The sequence below is a fragment of the Corynebacterium humireducens NBRC 106098 = DSM 45392 genome, assembly GCF_000819445.1.
GTDB classification, from domain to species: Bacteria; Actinomycetota; Actinomycetes; order Mycobacteriales; family Mycobacteriaceae; genus Corynebacterium; species Corynebacterium humireducens.
This window is the reverse complement of the sequence record NZ_CP005286.1, coordinates 2079583-2095747: the sequence shown is the minus strand read 5'-3', so window position 1 is coordinate 2095747 and position 16165 is coordinate 2079583. Positions and strand designations below refer to the sequence as shown.

Below are 16165 nucleotides of genomic sequence, written 5' to 3'. Positions count from 1 at the left end.
CTGAGCCGCACCACCTACAGTGACGTCGCCGGCGGCGACACCCGCGTCCACGAGCACCTCTCGGACCGCGCGTTCCTCGCCGCGATCCTCGAGTTCGAACGCGCCCTCGCCGACGCCGCCGCCGAGGCCGGCCACATCAGCCCGGAGTCCGCGCAGGCCGCGCGCGACGCCATCGACGCCCACCAGCTCGACGTCACCGCCATTGCCGCCGCCTCCGCGGCGGGAGGCAACCCCGCCATCCCCCTTGTCGCCGCCCTCAAGGAGCAGGCCGCCGACACCGCCGGCATCCACGTCGGCGCCACCAGCCAGGACGCCGTCGACACCGCCCTCGTGCTGTGCGTGCGTCGTGCGGTGCGGGAGCTGGACGGGCAGCTGAGTGACGTCGAGACGCTGCTGGCGGACCTCGCCGCCACCCACCGCGACAGCCCCGTCATGGGCCGCACCCTCGGCCAGCAGGCCCTGCCGACCACCTTCGGCCTCATCGCCGGCGGCTGGCTCGAGGCCGTCCGTGAGTCCGCCCGCCAGCTGGGCCTGGCCGCCGAGGCACTGCCCGTGCAGTACGCCGGGGCGACCGGCAACCTGGTGGCCACCCACCCGCACGGCATCGACGTCCACGACCGGCTCGCCCGGCACCTCCGCCTGGCGGACCGCCCGCTGGTGTGGCACACCAACCGCCTGCCGTTGGTGAGCGTCGGCCTGGCCACCGCCCAGGTGGCCGGCGCCGTGCGCAAGATCGCCGGCGACATCATCGTCTCCTCGGCCACCGAGATCGCCGAACTCGCCGAGGCCACCCCGGGCGGCAGCTCCTCCATGCCGCACAAGGCCAACCCCGCGGCCGCCGTCGCCTGCGACGGCTACGCCCGCCGCACCCCGGGTCTGGCCGCCACCCTGCTCGACACCCTCGACTGCCGCTGGCAGCGCGGCACCGGCAGCTGGCACGCCGAGTGGCAGACCATCCGCGACCTGCTCGCCGCCACCGCCTCCGCCGTCGCCCGCCTCCACGCCAGCCTCGACGGCATCCGGGTGCACACCGACACCATGGCGCAGCGCACCGCTGACCGGGCCACCGGGCACGCCGCCGAGATCACCGACCTCATCCTGGAAGGGGAGACCCGTGACTGACTCCACGAACATCTACGACGGGGGCCGCGCAGCGGCCCATGAGACCGGAATGCGCAACCGCCGTGCGGTGCTGGGGGACGCGCACGTGGACGCGGCCGTCGCCAAGCAGACGCCCGTGACCGAGAAGTTCCAGGACTTCATCACCCGCACCGCCTGGGGTGACATCTGGAACCGCGAGGCGATCGACCACACGCAGCGCCGCCTGCTCACCATCGCGATCCTCACCGCCGTGGGCAACGACGGCGAACTCGACATGCACATCCGCGCCGCCCTGCGCGCCGGGGTGGACGCCGACCTCATCGGAGAGGTCCTCCTCCACACCGCCGTCTACGCCGGTGTGCCCAACTCCAACCACGGCTTCAAGCTCCTGCAGCAGGCCGTCACCGACCTCGAAGGAGACAACTGATGTCCCACACACCCGTAGCCATCATCGGAGCCGGCCCCGCCGGCCTCACCCTCGCCCACCTCCTCCACCACAACTACGGCATCGAATCCGTCGTCTTCGAGTCCCGCTCCCGGCAGGACGTCGAGGAGACCGTCCGCGCCGGCGTGCTCGAGCAGGGCACCATGAACCTCATGCGGGAGACCGGCGTCGGCGAGCGCATGGACCGTGAGGCCGACATCGACGACGCCATCGACATCGCCCTCGACGGGCAGCGCACCCGCATCGACCTCGCCGGACTGACCGGCCACCCCATGGCCGTCTACCCGCAGCACGAGTACCTCAAGGACTTCATCGCCGCCCGTCTCGCCGCCGGCCAGACCATCCTGTTCAACACCACCGTCGACGACGTCACCGGCTACGACGATGACCGCGTCACCGTCACCTACGCCACCGAGGGCGGGGAGCAGCAGACCCTCACCGCCGACTACGTCATGGCCGGCGACGGCTCCGCCTCCCCGCGCCGCAAGCTCATCACCGAGCTGCCCGGTGCGGTGCGTTCGAAGCACGAGTACCCGTACGCGTGGTTCGGCATCCTCGTCAACGCGCCGCAGACCCAGAAGGAGCTCATCTACGCGAACTCCCCGCACGGCTTCGCGCTGATCTCCACCCGCACCCCCTCCGTCCAGCGCTACTACCTGCAGTGCGACCCGGACGACACCGTGGACATGTGGTCCGACGAGCGCATCTGGGAGGAGCTGCACAAGCGCGTCTCCACCGATGACCTGCGGGTCTCGGAGGGAGAGATCTTCGACAAGGCCGTCCTGCGCTTCCGCTCCGCCGTCACCGACCCGATGCAGCGCGGCCGCCTGTTCCTCGCCGGTGACGCCGCCCACACCGTGCCGCCGACCGGCGCGAAGGGCCTCAACCTCGCCGTCGCCGACGTCTCCGTCCTGGCCCCGGGACTGGCCCGGGCGCTGAAGAAGAACAACACCGATCTTCTCGACGCCTACTCCTCCCTCGCCGTCCCCCGCGTCTGGAAGGCCCAGCACTTCTCCTACTGGATGTCCTCCATGCTCCACACCGTCCCCGACGGTGACCACTTCCAGACCCAGCGCTCGCACGCCGAGCTCCGTTCCGTCCTGTCCACCGAGGCCGGCCGCACCTACCTGGCGCAGCAGTACGTCGGCCTCGACCTCCCGAAGTTCGAGGTGTAGATGACCACCACCGCTCCGCCCGCGCCCCGCGCCGGCACCCGCTCCACCCTGACCGTCACGATCCTCCTGTGGATCGCCGTGCTTCTCGACGGCTTCGACATGGTCGTCATCGGCGCCGTCCTGCCCTCCATGATCGAGGACCCCACCTGGCAGGTCACCGCGGCCGAGGGCACCCAGATCGTCACCGCCGGACTCATCGGCATGACCATCGGCGCCCTAGCCATCGGCACCCTCACCGACAAACTCGGCCGCCGCTGGGTGATGATCGTCTCCGTCCTGGCCTTCTCCCTGCTCACCCTCGGCATGGGCTTCGCCGGTTCCGTGTGGATGCTCATGCTCCTGCGCTTCCTCGCCGGCGTCGGCCTCGGCGGCTGCCTGCCCACCGCGATCTCCATGGTCACCGAGTTCCGTGGCCGCGCCCGGGCCGGCTCCTCGACGACCACCGTCATGACCGGCTACCACGTCGGCGCCGTCCTCACCGCCCTGCTGGCCATCCTCATGATCGAGCCCTTCGGCTGGCACTCCCTGTTCATCATCGGCGCCGTCCCCGGCATCATCCTCGCCCCGATCATGTTCTTCCTGCTCCCTGAATCCCCGCAGTACCTGCTGGCCAAGGGACGCATCGCCGAGGCCGAGGACATCGCCTCCCGGTACGGCATGGAACTGTCCGACGAACTCGACCGCTCCGCCGCCCAGGCCGCTCAGGAGGACAAGCAGCGCAGCTCCCTGGCCTCCGTCCTCGCTCCCAAGTACCGCCGCAACTCGCTGGCCATCTGGGCGACGTCCTTCATGGGCCTGCTCCTGGTCTACGGACTCAACACCTGGCTGCCGCAGATCATGCGCGCCGCCGACTACGACCTGGGCAACTCCCTCGGTTTCCTGCTGGTGCTCAACGTCGGTGCCGTCGTCGGCCTCATCATCGCCGGCAAGGTCTCCGACGTGCACTCCCCGCGGCGGACCGGCCTCGTGTGGTTCCTCGCCTCCGCGGTGTTCCTCGCGCTCATGGCCATCAAGCTGCCGCTCCTCGGCCTCTACGTGGTGGTGTTCATCACGGGTGTGTTCGTGTTCTCCTCGCAGAACCTCGTCTACGCCTTCGTCGGCGAGAACCACCCGTCCAACATGCGCGCCACCGCGATGGGCTTCTCCGCCGGCATCGGCCGCCTGGGTGCGATCTCCGGCCCGATGGTCGGTGGCCTGCTCATCAGCCTGGGCATGGCGCACCCGTGGGGCTTCTTCGCCTACGCGGCTGTCGGCCTGGCCGGTGCGGTGATCTTCGCGTTCACCCGACCGGTGTACGTGCGGTAGACACCGACCCGCCCCCGGGGCTTCCCCGGGGGCTCAGCCCTGGGCGAGTTCCTCCCGCAGCCCCTGCCGCGTGCGCACCCCGAGCTTCCGGTAGATGCGGGTGAGGTGGTACTCCACGGTCTTCGTCGACAGGGAGAGCTCACGGGCGACGGCACTGTTGGTCGCCCCCTCCGCGACGAGCGCGGCGATCTGCTCCTCCTGCGGGGTGAGCCCGTGCGGGTTGGTGCGCGCCACCGCACCGACACCACCCACGCCACCGACCCGGCGCTCCGCCGCACAACGTTCGACCATGACGCTCGCCCCCATCTGCCGGAAGATCTCGGCGGCGTGGGAGAGGATCTCGTCGGCACGTTGGCGGCGGCCGTGACGGCGCAGGACCTTGCCGTACTCGAAGAGGATGCGCGACTGGTAGGCGGGCATCGGGGTGCCCAGGATCGCCTCGACCGCATTCTCGAAGGTCTGCAGCCCGCCGGTGACGTCGCCACGCTGGAACTGGATCGTGGCGCGGGGGACGGCGTTCTTCGCCGTGAGCGAGACCAGACCGGAGGGGGTGTGGCGTTCCTCGGCGCCGGTGATGACCTCGTCGGCGGCGTCGATACGCCCCGCCCGGATGAGGGTCTGCGCGTAGACGTCCTCCCAGGGCCAGAAGCCGGGATGCTGGGTGTCCGTCGAGGAGACGGTGCGGGCGAGCAGCGCACCGGCGCGGAGGGCGGCGGGCAGGTCCGCGGAGTTCGCGGCCACGATCATGCGGCCCATGGCGGCGGGCAGCGACTGCAGCAGGAAGGCGTCCTCACTCAGCGTCAGACGCTGGAGGTAGTCGGCGGCGAGCAGGTCATCGCCCTGCATCGCGGCGATCTGCACGCCGGTCCACAGGAGCATCGGCTCGAGCAGCTCCATGCCGTGGGCCTCGCTGGTGGCCAGGCCGCGTTCCACGACGCGGGCGGCCGTGGTCCATTCGCCCAGCACGTAGAGGGTGCGGGAGAGCCACGCGTCCTGCCACACGCCGATCGCCGGGGACTGCCCCGGCAGGTGCTGCAGACGTTCCCGGGCGGTCAGGGGGTCGTCGAAGGTGAGCGCGAGCCAGCCGTGCACCATGTCCCGCAGCTGCCGGTTGACCGCGGTGTCCGGCGTGATGTCGAGCGCGGGCATCCGCCCGGAGCAGGCGGCGTCGGCGACGAGCCCCAGGATGCGGGCCCAGGTGGTGGCGGGGGAGGAGGGGGCGTCGGCACGCAGGGCGGCGACCTTGGAACGCATGCCCGGCAGATCCCAGTCCGCCAGGGAGAGGAGCACACCGCGGGCACGGTGGTGCGGCTCCGGACCTGGCTCGGCGAGGTACTCGTGCGCGCGGCGGCGCAACCCCCGGTTGAGCGCCAGGTAACCGCGGAGGCTGGCCTGCTCCGCGGGGGCGAAATCCGGCGGGCACTCGTCGAGGTGGAGCTCCGCGGTGGGCAGCTCGAAGGCGGCGGTCAGCGCACGGGCCCGGGCGAGGTGCGCGGCCGGATCCTGCTTGCCGACGCCCCCACGCACCAGCTCCCCCTCCGGCAGCGAGGTGAGCAGTGCGTCGATCGCGCCGGGCCAGCCGCCGGTCTCCGCGTGGATCTGCTCGACCAGCCCCACGGGCACGTTCCGGCCGGTGACGGACTGGAGGTAACCGGACGTCTCCGTCAGGGTCAGCGGCAGCAGGGCGACCACGTCGGTGGCCAGGTGGTTCAGCCCGGGGCCGTCGACCGTCGCGATCACCGACACCGTCGACTCCGGGTGCCGCGCCGTCGAGATCAGCTGCCGCAGAGAGCCCTCGTCCGCGTGGTGGAGATCATCCACGACGACGAGCGTGTCCGCCAACGGCGAGGGCAGCAGGGCGGACAGCGCGCCGGGTTCGTCGCGGCTCCACGGGAACAGCGCCACCCGGTGCTGCGGCCGTCCGGCCAGGTGGGCCAGCACGGAATCGAGGACGCCGCGACGGTCGGCGCCCTCCGGGCCGGTGAGCAGCAGCACCGTCCCCGGTCCGCCGGCCGTCACGCGCAGCGCGGCGCGGTGCAGCCGGCGGCGGTGGATGTGCCGCAGATACAGGGAGGTCATGGTGCGGTTGAGGCTACCAGCGGGGTTGTGGGTTTTGGCACAATGAGCTCATCAGACGGGTTCCGCCCACGGAGCCGAGAGGAGGGTGAGGTGACTGTCCGGCCGGCGGGGGATGCACGGTCCTCCTCGCATGCCTCCTTTGATGACGCCGCGCTCTTCGGGGAGAGCATCACCCGTGTCTACCGTCCGGTCTTCCACGACGATGACGGTCGGCGGGCGAACGTCGAGGTGGTGGACAGGCCCGGCGGGCGGGGTTTCCACGCCGCCCTCAGCGCGCACGAGCGTGACGGGGTGGTGCTCTCGACCGTCAACGTCACCGGCCATGAGGTCGACTACCGGGGCACCGTCGCGCCCGATGACTCCGCGCTGAAGATCTACTACGTCTCCTCCGGCACGGCCGTCATCCGGCAGGAGGGCCGCGAGCAGACTGTGGAGGCCGGTCAGCTCGGCGTGCACGACTCCATGCAGCCGTACCAGATCTGGACGGAGACCGGTTTCGACAGCCTCATCATGGTCGTGCCGAAGTCCCGTCTGCTCACGCTCGGCGCAGGCTACGCGGACCTCAGCGCGGCGCGGTTCACCGCGGGGGAGGGGGCCGGTCGGGTGGTGCTCCCGTACCTGCAGGGGCTGGCGGGTGGCCTCGACGAGGTCATCCGCGGCCAGGGGCAGCAGCTGGTGCGCAGCACCGTCGACCTGCTCACGATGCTCTTCGCGTCCGCCGTGGGCTCCGCGCCGGACAGCCCGGAGCTCAGGCGCAGGCGGCGACGCGAGGATGTCGAGGCGTGGATCAGGGAGCACCTTCTCGACGCTGACCTGTCCCCGGGGCGCATCGCCTCCGCCCACTTCATGTCCACCCGGGCGCTGCACGCCCTGTTCGCCGAGGTGGACACCACGGTGGGCACCGTGGTGCGGCGGCTGCGCCTGGACCGTGCCCGGGAGCTGCTCATCCTGCACCCGACCTGGGCGCTGGCCGAGGTCGGCCGCTGGTCGGGCTTCTCCGATCCCTCGTACTTCTCCCGGGCCTTCCGCAGGGAGTTCGGCATGAGTCCGGGCGAGTTCCGGGCCGCCGGCGCCTGAGCGGAGGAGGCTGCCGCGCACTCCCGGTCCAGTCTCTCTGCACTCCAGTCCTAGCGTGTCTTGGGTCACATTTGAGATAGTTATGTATCACAGATCCCGTAGAAAATGGGGTCACTGACTGACACGAGGACACATCATGAAGATCAACGCCTACGTCGTGGACGCCATCGGCGCCCCCTTCGTCCGCGAGGACCTCACCCTCGCCGAACCTGGCCCCGGGGAGGTACTCGTCCGGGTCGTGGCCACCGGCGTGTGCCACACGGACCTCAACACCCAGGGCGGGGACATGCCCCTGCCGCTGCCCGGCGTCCTCGGGCACGAGGGCTCCGGCGTCGTCGAGGCCGTCGGTGAGGGCGTGGACAACGTCGCACCGGGCGACCACGTCATCATGGGCTGGCCCTACTGCGGCACCTGCCGCAACTGCATCCGGGGCCAGCACCGCTACTGCCTCAACATCGGCCCGGAGCTGCTCGCCGGGGTGCGTCTGCACGGCCCCGACGCCGGCACCTCCGCCTACACCCGCGCCGACGGCTCCTCCCTGTCCGGCCACTTCTTCGGCCAGTCCTCCTTCGCCACCCACTCCCTCACCCGCGCCAACGCCGTGGTGAAGGTGGACAAGGACGTCGACCTGGCGCTGCTCGGCCCGCTGGCCTGCGGCATCACCACCGGTGCCGGGGCGATCTTCCACACCGCGCAGCCCGGCCCCGGCGAGTCGGTCGTGATCATCGGAGCCGGGGCCGTGGGCCTGGCCGCCGTCATGGCGGCCCGCAACACCCCGGCCGCCACCATCATCGCCGTCGACCTGCAGGACAACCGCCTGGAGCTGGCGAAGGAGCTCGGCGCCACCCACACCGTCAACTCCCGTGACACCGACATGACGGAGGCCGTCGCGGAGATCTGTGGCGGCCCGGCCGACTACGTCGTCGACTGCACCGGCAACATCCGCGTCATCGAGCAGGCCGCCGACATGGTCGGACTGCTGGGCACCTTCATCCTCGTCGGCGGAGCCCCGGCGGAGGCCCGCTTCTCCGTCGACCACATGCGCACGCTGTTCGGCAAGACCATCGTGGGCACGCTCGGCGGCTCCTCGACCAGCCACGAGCTCATCCCCGGCCTGATCAGGCTCTACCAGGCCGGTCGTTTCCCCTTCGACCGGCTGATCACCCTCTACGACTTCGACGACATCGACCGGGCCATCCACGACGCCCACGAAGGCGGCACCATCAAGGCCGTCCTCCGGGTCTCCGACATCTGACACCGCCACCTCACACCCCAAGGAAAAGACATGTCCGACTACACCGACCTCATCTCCGAGCAGCTCTACATCGACGGCTGGACCGACGGCACCTCCGAGCGCACCGCCACCACCGTCAACCCCTTCAACGACGAGTCCATCGCCACGATCCGCCAGGCGTCGAAGGAGGACGTCGACAAGGCCTATGACGTCGCGCAGCAGCGGCAGCCCGCCTGGGCGGCGCTGCCACCCAAGGACCGCGCCGCCGTGATGAACAAGGCGGCGGACTTCATCGAGGAGAACTTCGACGCCGTCGTCGCGCTCATCCAGACCGAATCCGCGTCGACGGCCATCAAGGCCAGCATCGAGGCCGGTCTGGCCATCGGCTCCCTGCGAGAGTCGGCGCAGTTCCCGACCCTCATCACCGGCACCATCCTCCCCTCCAACACCCCGGGCAAGACGAACTACGTGTTCCGCGAGCCGCTCGGTGTGGTCGGCGTCATCAGCCCGTGGAACTTCCCCTTCGCCCTGTCCATGCGCTCCGTGGCCCCGGCACTGGCCTGCGGCAACGCGGTGGTGCTCAAGCCGGCGTCGGACACCCCGCTGGTCGGCGGGCTGCTGCTGGGCAAGATCTTCGAGGCCGCCGGCCTGCCGCAGGGCGTGCTGGGCGTCGTCGTCGGCGCAGGCTCGGAGATCGGCGACCACTTCGTGGAGAACGAGGTCCCCTCCCTCATCTCCTTCACCGGTTCCACCCCGGTCGGCCAGAACGTCGGCGTCAAGGCGGTCGGCGGGAAGCGCATGAAGAAGGTGGCCCTCGAACTCGGCGGCAACGCGCCGCTGGTCATCCTCGACGACGCCGACATGGAACAGGCTGTCGGCGCCGCCACCCTGGGCAAGTTCCTCCACCAGGGGCAGATCTGCATGGCCGTCAACCGCATCATCGTCCAGGCACCCGTCTACGACGAGTTCGTGGAGAAGCTCACCGAGCGCGTCAGGACCCTCACCTACGGCAACCAGCTCGACCCCACCACGGTGGTCGGCCCCCTCATCAACGACCAGCAGGTCCAGTCCGTCACCGCCAAGATCGAGAAGGCCCGCGAGGAGGGCGCCCGCGAACTTCTCTCCGGACCGATCGAGGGCCGCGTCGTCGCCCCGCACCTGTTCGCCGACGTCACCCCCGACATGGAACTGTTCCGCGAGGAGATCTTCGGCCCCGTCGTCGGCATCATCAAGGCGGACGACGAGGAACACGCCCTCGAACTGGCCAACGACACCCAGTTCGGCCTCGCCTCCGCCGTGTACACCCGCGACCTCGCCCGCGGCATGGCCTTCGCCCGCCGCATCGAGGCCGGCATGACCCACGTCAACGACATCACCGTCAATGACGAGGCCCACGTCATGTTCGGCGGCGAGAAGAACTCCGGCCTCGGCCGCTTCAACGGACAGTGGGCCATCGACGCCTTCACCACGGAACACTGGGTGGGTGTCGCCCCCGGTCAGGCACATTTCCCGTTCTGAGTGCTTGTCGACGCTACCGTGGAGCCATGAATCTCTCCTATGACTCCACGGCCAACTCCGCCTACCTCCCGCTCAGCCCTGGTGCGCAGCGCACCCACCGCGTCGTCGGCGGGCTCGCCCTCCAGGGCATGAACGGCGAGGTCATTTTCGACCTCGACGCCTCCGGCCGCATCATCGGCATCGAGTTCGACGGTGCCCGGGAACTGCTCAACCCGGAGGTGTATCAGGGGTAGGGGCTTATCGACGTCGGCGTGGCCGCCTGTCACTCAAACTGGTCGAACCACTTCTCGTTGACCGTCGGCTCAAGCCGGACCCCTGATTCCCCGTCGTCCTTGATGAGCTGCGCCAGGCGTTCGCCGTCAATCAGATCAACTGTGGGCGTGGTCAGCGTCGCCGCCTTCCGGGCGGGTTCTGTGAACCGGCTCAGGGTCACCAGGATGGCCCGTTCCGCCCCCTTGGTCTGCGCGTCGCGCTGGAAAAGAGCGACCACTTCCCGGGTGATGGGCTTTCCGTTCGGGGCATAACGCTTGATCTGGACAGCCACACGGGAGGACAGCACAGGACTGAGGGGAGCGGTGCCAATTCCGTCGATTCCTTCATCTGCGGTGCCGCCGATATGAGTGAGTTTCAGCCCGTATCGACGCAGCAGATACAGGACGAACTTCTCGAAGGCCTCCGGACTCATCTGATGGAGCCGGTTGAGCAGCTGCTCCTCCCAGTTGGAGTACTCCTCCTTGTCGGCCTGGGTTTCGGCGATGACCTCGGCCGAAGGCTCCTCGTGCTCGTTCTCGACATCGTTCTGCGGTTCAGAAGGAGATCCCGGCTTCTGATAATTCTCCATTCGCCGCTCACGAATACGCTCCTTGTACGTCGCCTTGACGAGCGTGATTGCTTCCGACTCCGGAAGCGCGAGGAGTTCCTCTCCGAAGTCAGTCAGCATGTACATTCCGCGGTTGGGCTGCTCGAGGCCACCAACGAGCTTGGCAGTGGACCGGCCCCATTCCGTGCGGTCCCGGAGAACGCTCATGTTGGGACGATTCGGGTAAGAGATCTCGATGAGGGCATCCGAGTTGGGCAAGAGTGAGATGACCTCGTCGACCACTTCCCGGGACCGTGCGGTGCCTCCCAGATTCTTCACTGCCTGCAGCACCGGCAGAACCAGCTCCTGATGAGTGGGCATGCCCCTATCGGAGAATGACATTTACTCTGTTCCTTCCCGAAGTCCGTCGACAATACGGACTGTTTCCACCGCAACGCGGGTCACTTTAGCAATCAGCTCAGCGATGTACCTCGGGTTGCCGACCTCATCAGCCCAGTCGTTGGGATCGTTGACGATGCCAGAGGCCTTGTCCTTCTTCACCTTGTACCGGTCGATGATCCACGCCAGCGCAGACCGTGACCCAAGCATGTACTCATCCGCTTCGGCCGGAATATCGGAGATCGTGACCTTCGGGTTGTAGATCATCCGCGTGACGTCATTGACCAGCTTCTTCGTCTCCGGGTCACGGTACTTCGCCCACTTCAAGGCGGTGACCCGCCAGGTCTCCCGATCATCGGGATCAGCGGAGGGCTTGACCTCGACGGTGACCGGCCATGGTGCAACATCCTCGTATCCGACGTGCAGGTCCATCAGTTCCTTGCCGGCGGCAGAAACCTGGTCGAAGCGCGACCGATCCGTCGGGGTCTCGATATGCGGCAGCATCTTCTTCAGATCCGCCTCATACGTCTCCCGGTACTGCGGGTCGTGCAGCTGGCCGTAGACATAGTGGAAGATGTCATCTCCAGTGACATCGTCACCGAGGGCCTCGCGGTAGAGATGCTTGATCTCATCGGTGACATTATCTACGCGCCGGTAACCGTCAACGATTTCACCGATATCGCCGTAACGGCTGGGCTCCATTTGTGCATCGACGAGCACCTGGCCGTAAGCAAGTTGGCCTTTAGGTGCCTCCACCGGTTCCCAAGTGAAACGCGGGAAGAACTGACCGTTCCCAAGGAGCTGAACATCGGGCATTAGGGAGGATGCCAGCACTGACCAACCTGTCGGAGAACTCGCACCAGCTGATTCGATTCCGATGTTGGTGTGCTGCGGGGTCGGGAACATCGAGGGCATGCGGTAGACCATGTCGTTGACAGGTCTGTCGAAGTACACCTGGTATGAGGTGAAAGGTCGGTACAGCGATGTTGTTATCGCTGCGCTTCGAAGATCGATTGAGTCATTCTTGGCCAGCTGGTTTTTCAGGCTCCGGTTCCACGAGATTTTCCTGAGGTTGGCGTACTCGGGATTCTGGGCCAGGAACTGATTGACATCGGCTTCCCGTGGCTTCGCAATACCGTTGTCAGCCGCCCAGTCCGGAAATGCTTGGCGGGCTGATTCGTAGGTGTCGATGAGCAGACGCATGTTTTCTTCGACCTGTGCACTGGTGGGGGCGTAGCACCAGGCATCGCGAGCTGTCTTGAGGCCAGCGGAAAACGTATTGAAGAATCTCAGTTCGGAATTGTCCTTGCCCGCGAGGACCGGCCAGGTTTCGAAGTCCTCGGATCGTTGGGATACCCAGTCGCCGTGCTTGTTCGGGACGATGACCTGCCACTGGGTGTTCTCCACCGTGGAGCGATCAACAATCTTTAGCTTCTCCTCAGCACTCAAGTAGTCACCGATGTCCCGGTAGTGGATCGTGCAGCCGGTCTTATCCGGGTCGATGACTCCAATCGTGATCGCGATGGATGTTCGACCGCCATCGCGGAAGACGTTGCCGGCTTCCTTGCGACGGACTTCTCCCGCTGTCCGTGCATTTCCACGCAGGTTGAACACGTAGAGGTCGGTGAAGTCTTCGGCCATGGACAGGCGCACGCCGTCGCCGGTGTTGCCGTCGATCCAGCCGCCATTGGAGACGAACGCGACAACGCCCTGGTTTCCGATGCGGTCGGTGGCCCAGCGGTAGGCACGCAGGTAGGAGTCGTAGAGGGAGTTCTTGTTCGTGGCCGTGGACTTCGCGGCGTAAGTCTCCGAAATGCGTGCGTCGAGGGTGGGGTATTTCAGGTTGGCGTTGAGGTCATTGGCTGAAGTCTGGCCCACGGAGTAGGGCGGGTTGCCGATGATGACCCGTACGGGGGCTTTCTTCTGTCGCTCGATGCGGGAGTTGTTGTCTACGAAGTAGTCGAGGTCGAGTTGGTCGTCCTCCTCGTGGATTTGGAAGGTGTCTGCCAGGGCGATGCCCTCGAAGGGTTCGTAGGCGGGGGATTCGGTGCCCTCACGTTGGGCGGCCTCTTCACGAAGTGCCTGATACGTGGATTCGATGTTGACTGCTGCCACGTAGTAGGCGAGCAGCATGATCTCGGTGGCGTGGAGTTCGGTCGCGTACTTGCGGGCCAGGTCTTCGGGTGTGATGAGGCCGGACTGGAGGAGTCGGACCATGAATGTGCCGGTGCCGGTGAAGGGGTCGAGGATGTGTACGCCCTCACCGGTGAGTCCGCGGCCGAAGTGTTTGCGGGAGACGTCGTCGGCGGTGCGGAGGATGAAGTCGACGATTTCAATGGGGGTGTAGACGATGCCGAGGGCGTCGGATTGCTTCTTGAAGGCCTTGCGGAAGAAGCGTTCGTAGAGTTCTTTGATCACGGTCTGTTTGCCGGAGGCGCTGGTGACTTCGGCGGCGCGGATGCGGACGGAGTCGTAGAACTTGGTCAGGGATTCGGTTTCGGATTCGAGTTGGGAATCGGCGAGTGCCTCGACCATGCGGTTCATCACCTGGGCGACGGGGTTGTGGGAGATGAAGTCGCTGTCGGCGAAGAGGGCGTCGAAGACGGGGGCGGTGATCAGGTGCTGGGAGAGCATGCTGATCGCCTCGGCCTCGGTGATGGAGTCGTTGAGGTTGCCGCGCAGGCCTTCGACGAAGCGCTCGAATTCGGCGCGGACGGGCGTGTCGGCGGCGTCGATAAGCGAGGTGATGCGGAGGACCTGTGCTTCGGCGATGTCGGCGACATCGTCGGCCCAGTCCTCCCAGTAGGTGCGGGTGCCGACCTTGTCGACGAGCTTGGTGTAGAGCGCCTCCTGCCACTGTTCAAGTGAGAACAGCACCATCTGGGTGGCGGTGTTGTCCGCGTCGGCGTAGGCCTCGGTGCCGGAGGTGGCGCCGACGTGATCGGTGACGACCGGAAGGTCCTTCACGTCACCCTCGTTGAGTGAGATGGAGTTGACCTGGGCGTTGAAGCGGTCGTCGTGGGCGCGCAGGGCGTTGAGGATCTGCCACACGACCTTGAAGCGGACGTTGTCGTTGAGCGCCTGGGAGGGGGAGACTCCGGGCGGGACGGCGACAGGCAGGATGATGTAGCCGTAGTCTTTGCCCTCCGATTTGCGCATGACGCGGCCGACGGACTGGACGACGTCGACCATGGAGTTGCGCGGGTTGAAGAAGACCACGGAGTCGAGGGCGGGGACGTCGACGCCCTCGGAGAGGCACCGCGCGTTGGTGAGAATACGGGTCTTGTTCTCCCGGAGCGGGGCCTCCAGCCACGTGAGGTGGGAGCTGCGCTCCATGGCGTTCATGCCACCGTCGACGTGGTGGGCACCGACCTCGAGATCGATGTTGTGGAGTGAGATGTCGTTGGTCGCGGCCTTCTCGCGGAGGGTGTCGGTGAAGTTGGAGATCAGCGTGGGGAAGGACTCGGCGATCTTCTTCGAGGTCTTGATGTCGCGGGCGAACGCCACGGTGCGCTGCATGGGCGCGGCATCCTCCTCGAAACCGCTCTTCGTGCCCTGCTCCCGGCCGGACCGCTTGGCTAGCGCGGTCCAGGTGCCTATCATCGCCGAGGCCATGTCGAGGGTGAGCTCCTGGCCGGGCTGCGGGGTGAAGCGGGCCATGGTGTCGGAGGCGAGCTGCTCATCGACGGTCATGACCAGGACCTTGTAGTCGGTGAGCAGGCCCTTCTCCACGGCCTCACCGAAGCCGAGGCGGTGGAACTCAGGGCCGTAGACGGACTCGTCGTCCATCGACGCCAGTTCGGCGGAGTGCTCGGCGGCCTTGCCCTTGACGGCGTCGTCGAAAAGCCGTGGGGTGGCGGTCATGTACAGGCGCTTGGCGGCCTTGACGTAGTTGTTGTCGTGAATGCGGACGAAGTTGGAGGCGTCCTCGCCGGCGAGGGTGACGCCGGTGGTGCGGTGCGCCTCATCGCAGATGACCAGGTCGAAGTCGGCGAGGCCCTCCTGCTGGGCATCGTGAATCGCGGGGAGGGACTGGTAGGTGGAGAAGACCACCGTCAGGCCGGCGGCGCGCTTGCGCTGGGCGAGGCGGGCGGCGATGTCCCTGCCGTTGGTGGAGACGGGGACCTCGAGGTCATAGGTGGCGATGTCCTCGGCGGCCTTCGAGACCTTGGAGTCGGAGCAGACGGCGTAGGCGCGCAGATCCAGCTCGGTCTGGGCGGTCCACTCACGCAGGGTCTGGGAGAGCAGGGAGATCGAGGGGACGAGGAAGAGGACGCGGGCGTTCGCCCGGTTCTTCCTGTCCTCCTCCTTCGTGGCGGTCGGGGGAGCGTTCCTGATGGCCACCTGCTCGGCGAGGCGCAGCGCCGTGAAGGTCTTGCCGGTGCCGCACGCCATGATGAGTTTGCCGCGGTCGTGAGTGTCGAAGCCTGCCAGGGTCTTCTCGATCGCCGTGTGCTGGTGCGGACGCGGCTTGAACGTCTCCCGCCGTGAGAGGTTGATGGTGAGCTCGGAGTTCGGGTAGGCGATGTCCCAGTTGATGGGGGACTCGGCCATGGCGCCGATGCCGATGCGGCTGACCGGGATGGGCTGGTTCTCCAGCATCTCCTCGGCGTTCCTGCTCCACCGGTCGGTGGTGGAGACGATGATGCGGTTGGCGAAGGTCTCCACCCCGCGTTCAGTGGTGAAGGTACGCCCGGACCGTTCGAAGAAGGTGTCCAAGTGGCTCTTCTGCAGGTAGGTCGTCGGCGCGTAGAACTTGCACTGGATGGCGGCCCACCGACCGCTCTCCGCGTGACGGGCGACAAGGTCGATCCCGGTGTCCGGCAGGTTGTCGTTGTACGGCCAGTCACTCCACTCGTAGACCTCGTCGTACTCCTTCGCCAGGGTCGGGTCGAGCTTGAAGTAGTTGACCATGAGCTTCTCGAAGGACAACCCGTGATTGCCGTGGGTGGGGTTCTCGCGCAGCGCAGACAGGGCATCCATGATCGAAGACATGGAAGATATTGTGCCTGAGTGCGCAAAGCGCGGGGCAC

The 16165-nt window shown here is 67.2% G+C and carries 11 protein-coding genes; 8 read left to right on the top strand and 3 right to left on the bottom strand.

What is annotated here, in order from left to right:
- From pcaB to B842_RS10300, 4 genes are read left to right on the top strand one after another with little or no spacing between them, the layout of a single operon-like run.
- Complete coding sequence (gene pcaB / locus B842_RS10315; protein ID WP_040087605.1) at positions 1-1122, top strand: 3-carboxy-cis,cis-muconate cycloisomerase; 1122 nt, start codon at positions 1-3, stop codon at positions 1120-1122.
- Positions 1115-1528 (top strand): 4-carboxymuconolactone decarboxylase, encoded by a 414-nt coding sequence (gene pcaC / locus B842_RS10310; RefSeq protein WP_040086535.1) that lies wholly within the window; start codon positions 1115-1117, stop codon positions 1526-1528. Before pcaB ends, pcaC begins: the two co-directional genes overlap by 8 nt.
- The gene (locus B842_RS10305) at positions 1528-2721 is read left to right on the top strand and encodes a 4-hydroxybenzoate 3-monooxygenase (RefSeq protein WP_040086534.1); all 1194 of its coding nucleotides are present in this window, start codon (positions 1528-1530) and stop codon (positions 2719-2721) included. Before pcaC ends, B842_RS10305 begins: the two co-directional genes overlap by 1 nt.
- The gene (locus B842_RS10300; RefSeq protein ID WP_040086533.1) at positions 2722-4026 is read left to right on the top strand and encodes an MFS transporter; all 1305 of its coding nucleotides are present in this window, start codon (positions 2722-2724) and stop codon (positions 4024-4026) included.
- A gap of 33 nt (positions 4027-4059) precedes the next feature.
- Here the strand turns inward: B842_RS10300 and B842_RS10295 are convergent, their stop codons facing one another.
- A complete protein-coding gene (locus B842_RS10295) occupies positions 4060-6105 on the bottom strand; it encodes a helix-turn-helix domain-containing protein (RefSeq protein ID WP_052437885.1) in 2046 nt (681 codons plus the stop codon).
- A gap of 90 nt (positions 6106-6195) precedes the next feature.
- Here B842_RS10295 and B842_RS10290 point away from each other — a divergent pair, with 90 nt between their 5' ends.
- From B842_RS10290 to B842_RS10275, 4 genes are all read left to right on the top strand, one after another.
- Positions 6196-7182 (top strand): helix-turn-helix domain-containing protein, encoded by a 987-nt coding sequence (locus B842_RS10290; protein ID WP_040086532.1) that lies wholly within the window; start codon positions 6196-6198, stop codon positions 7180-7182.
- A 136-nt stretch (positions 7183-7318) separates the two neighbouring features.
- Entirely contained in the window at positions 7319-8437 is a 1119-nt protein-coding gene (locus B842_RS13490) for an NAD(P)-dependent alcohol dehydrogenase (RefSeq protein ID WP_082028433.1), read from the top strand.
- A 30-nt stretch (positions 8438-8467) separates the two neighbouring features.
- A complete protein-coding gene (locus B842_RS10280) occupies positions 8468-9934 on the top strand; it encodes an aldehyde dehydrogenase family protein (protein WP_040086530.1) in 1467 nt (488 codons plus the stop codon).
- Positions 9935-9960: 26 nt separating this feature from the next.
- Positions 9961-10167 carry a DUF2283 domain-containing protein gene (locus tag B842_RS10275; RefSeq protein WP_040086528.1) on the top strand — a complete coding sequence of 69 codons (207 nt, stop codon included), beginning with the start codon at positions 9961-9963 and terminating at the stop codon, positions 10165-10167.
- Positions 10168-10196: 29 nt separating this feature from the next.
- On the opposite strand, the gene B842_RS10270 is transcribed toward B842_RS10275, so the two are convergent.
- Together B842_RS10270 and B842_RS10265 are read right to left on the bottom strand one after the other, a co-directional pair.
- Complete coding sequence (locus tag B842_RS10270) at positions 10197-11135, bottom strand: restriction endonuclease (protein ID WP_040086526.1); 939 nt, start codon at positions 11133-11135, stop codon at positions 10197-10199.
- Positions 11136-16127 carry a DEAD/DEAH box helicase gene (locus B842_RS10265; protein ID WP_040086524.1) on the bottom strand — a complete coding sequence of 1664 codons (4992 nt, stop codon included), beginning with the start codon at positions 16125-16127 and terminating at the stop codon, positions 11136-11138.
- Positions 16128-16165: the final 38 nt, after the last annotated feature.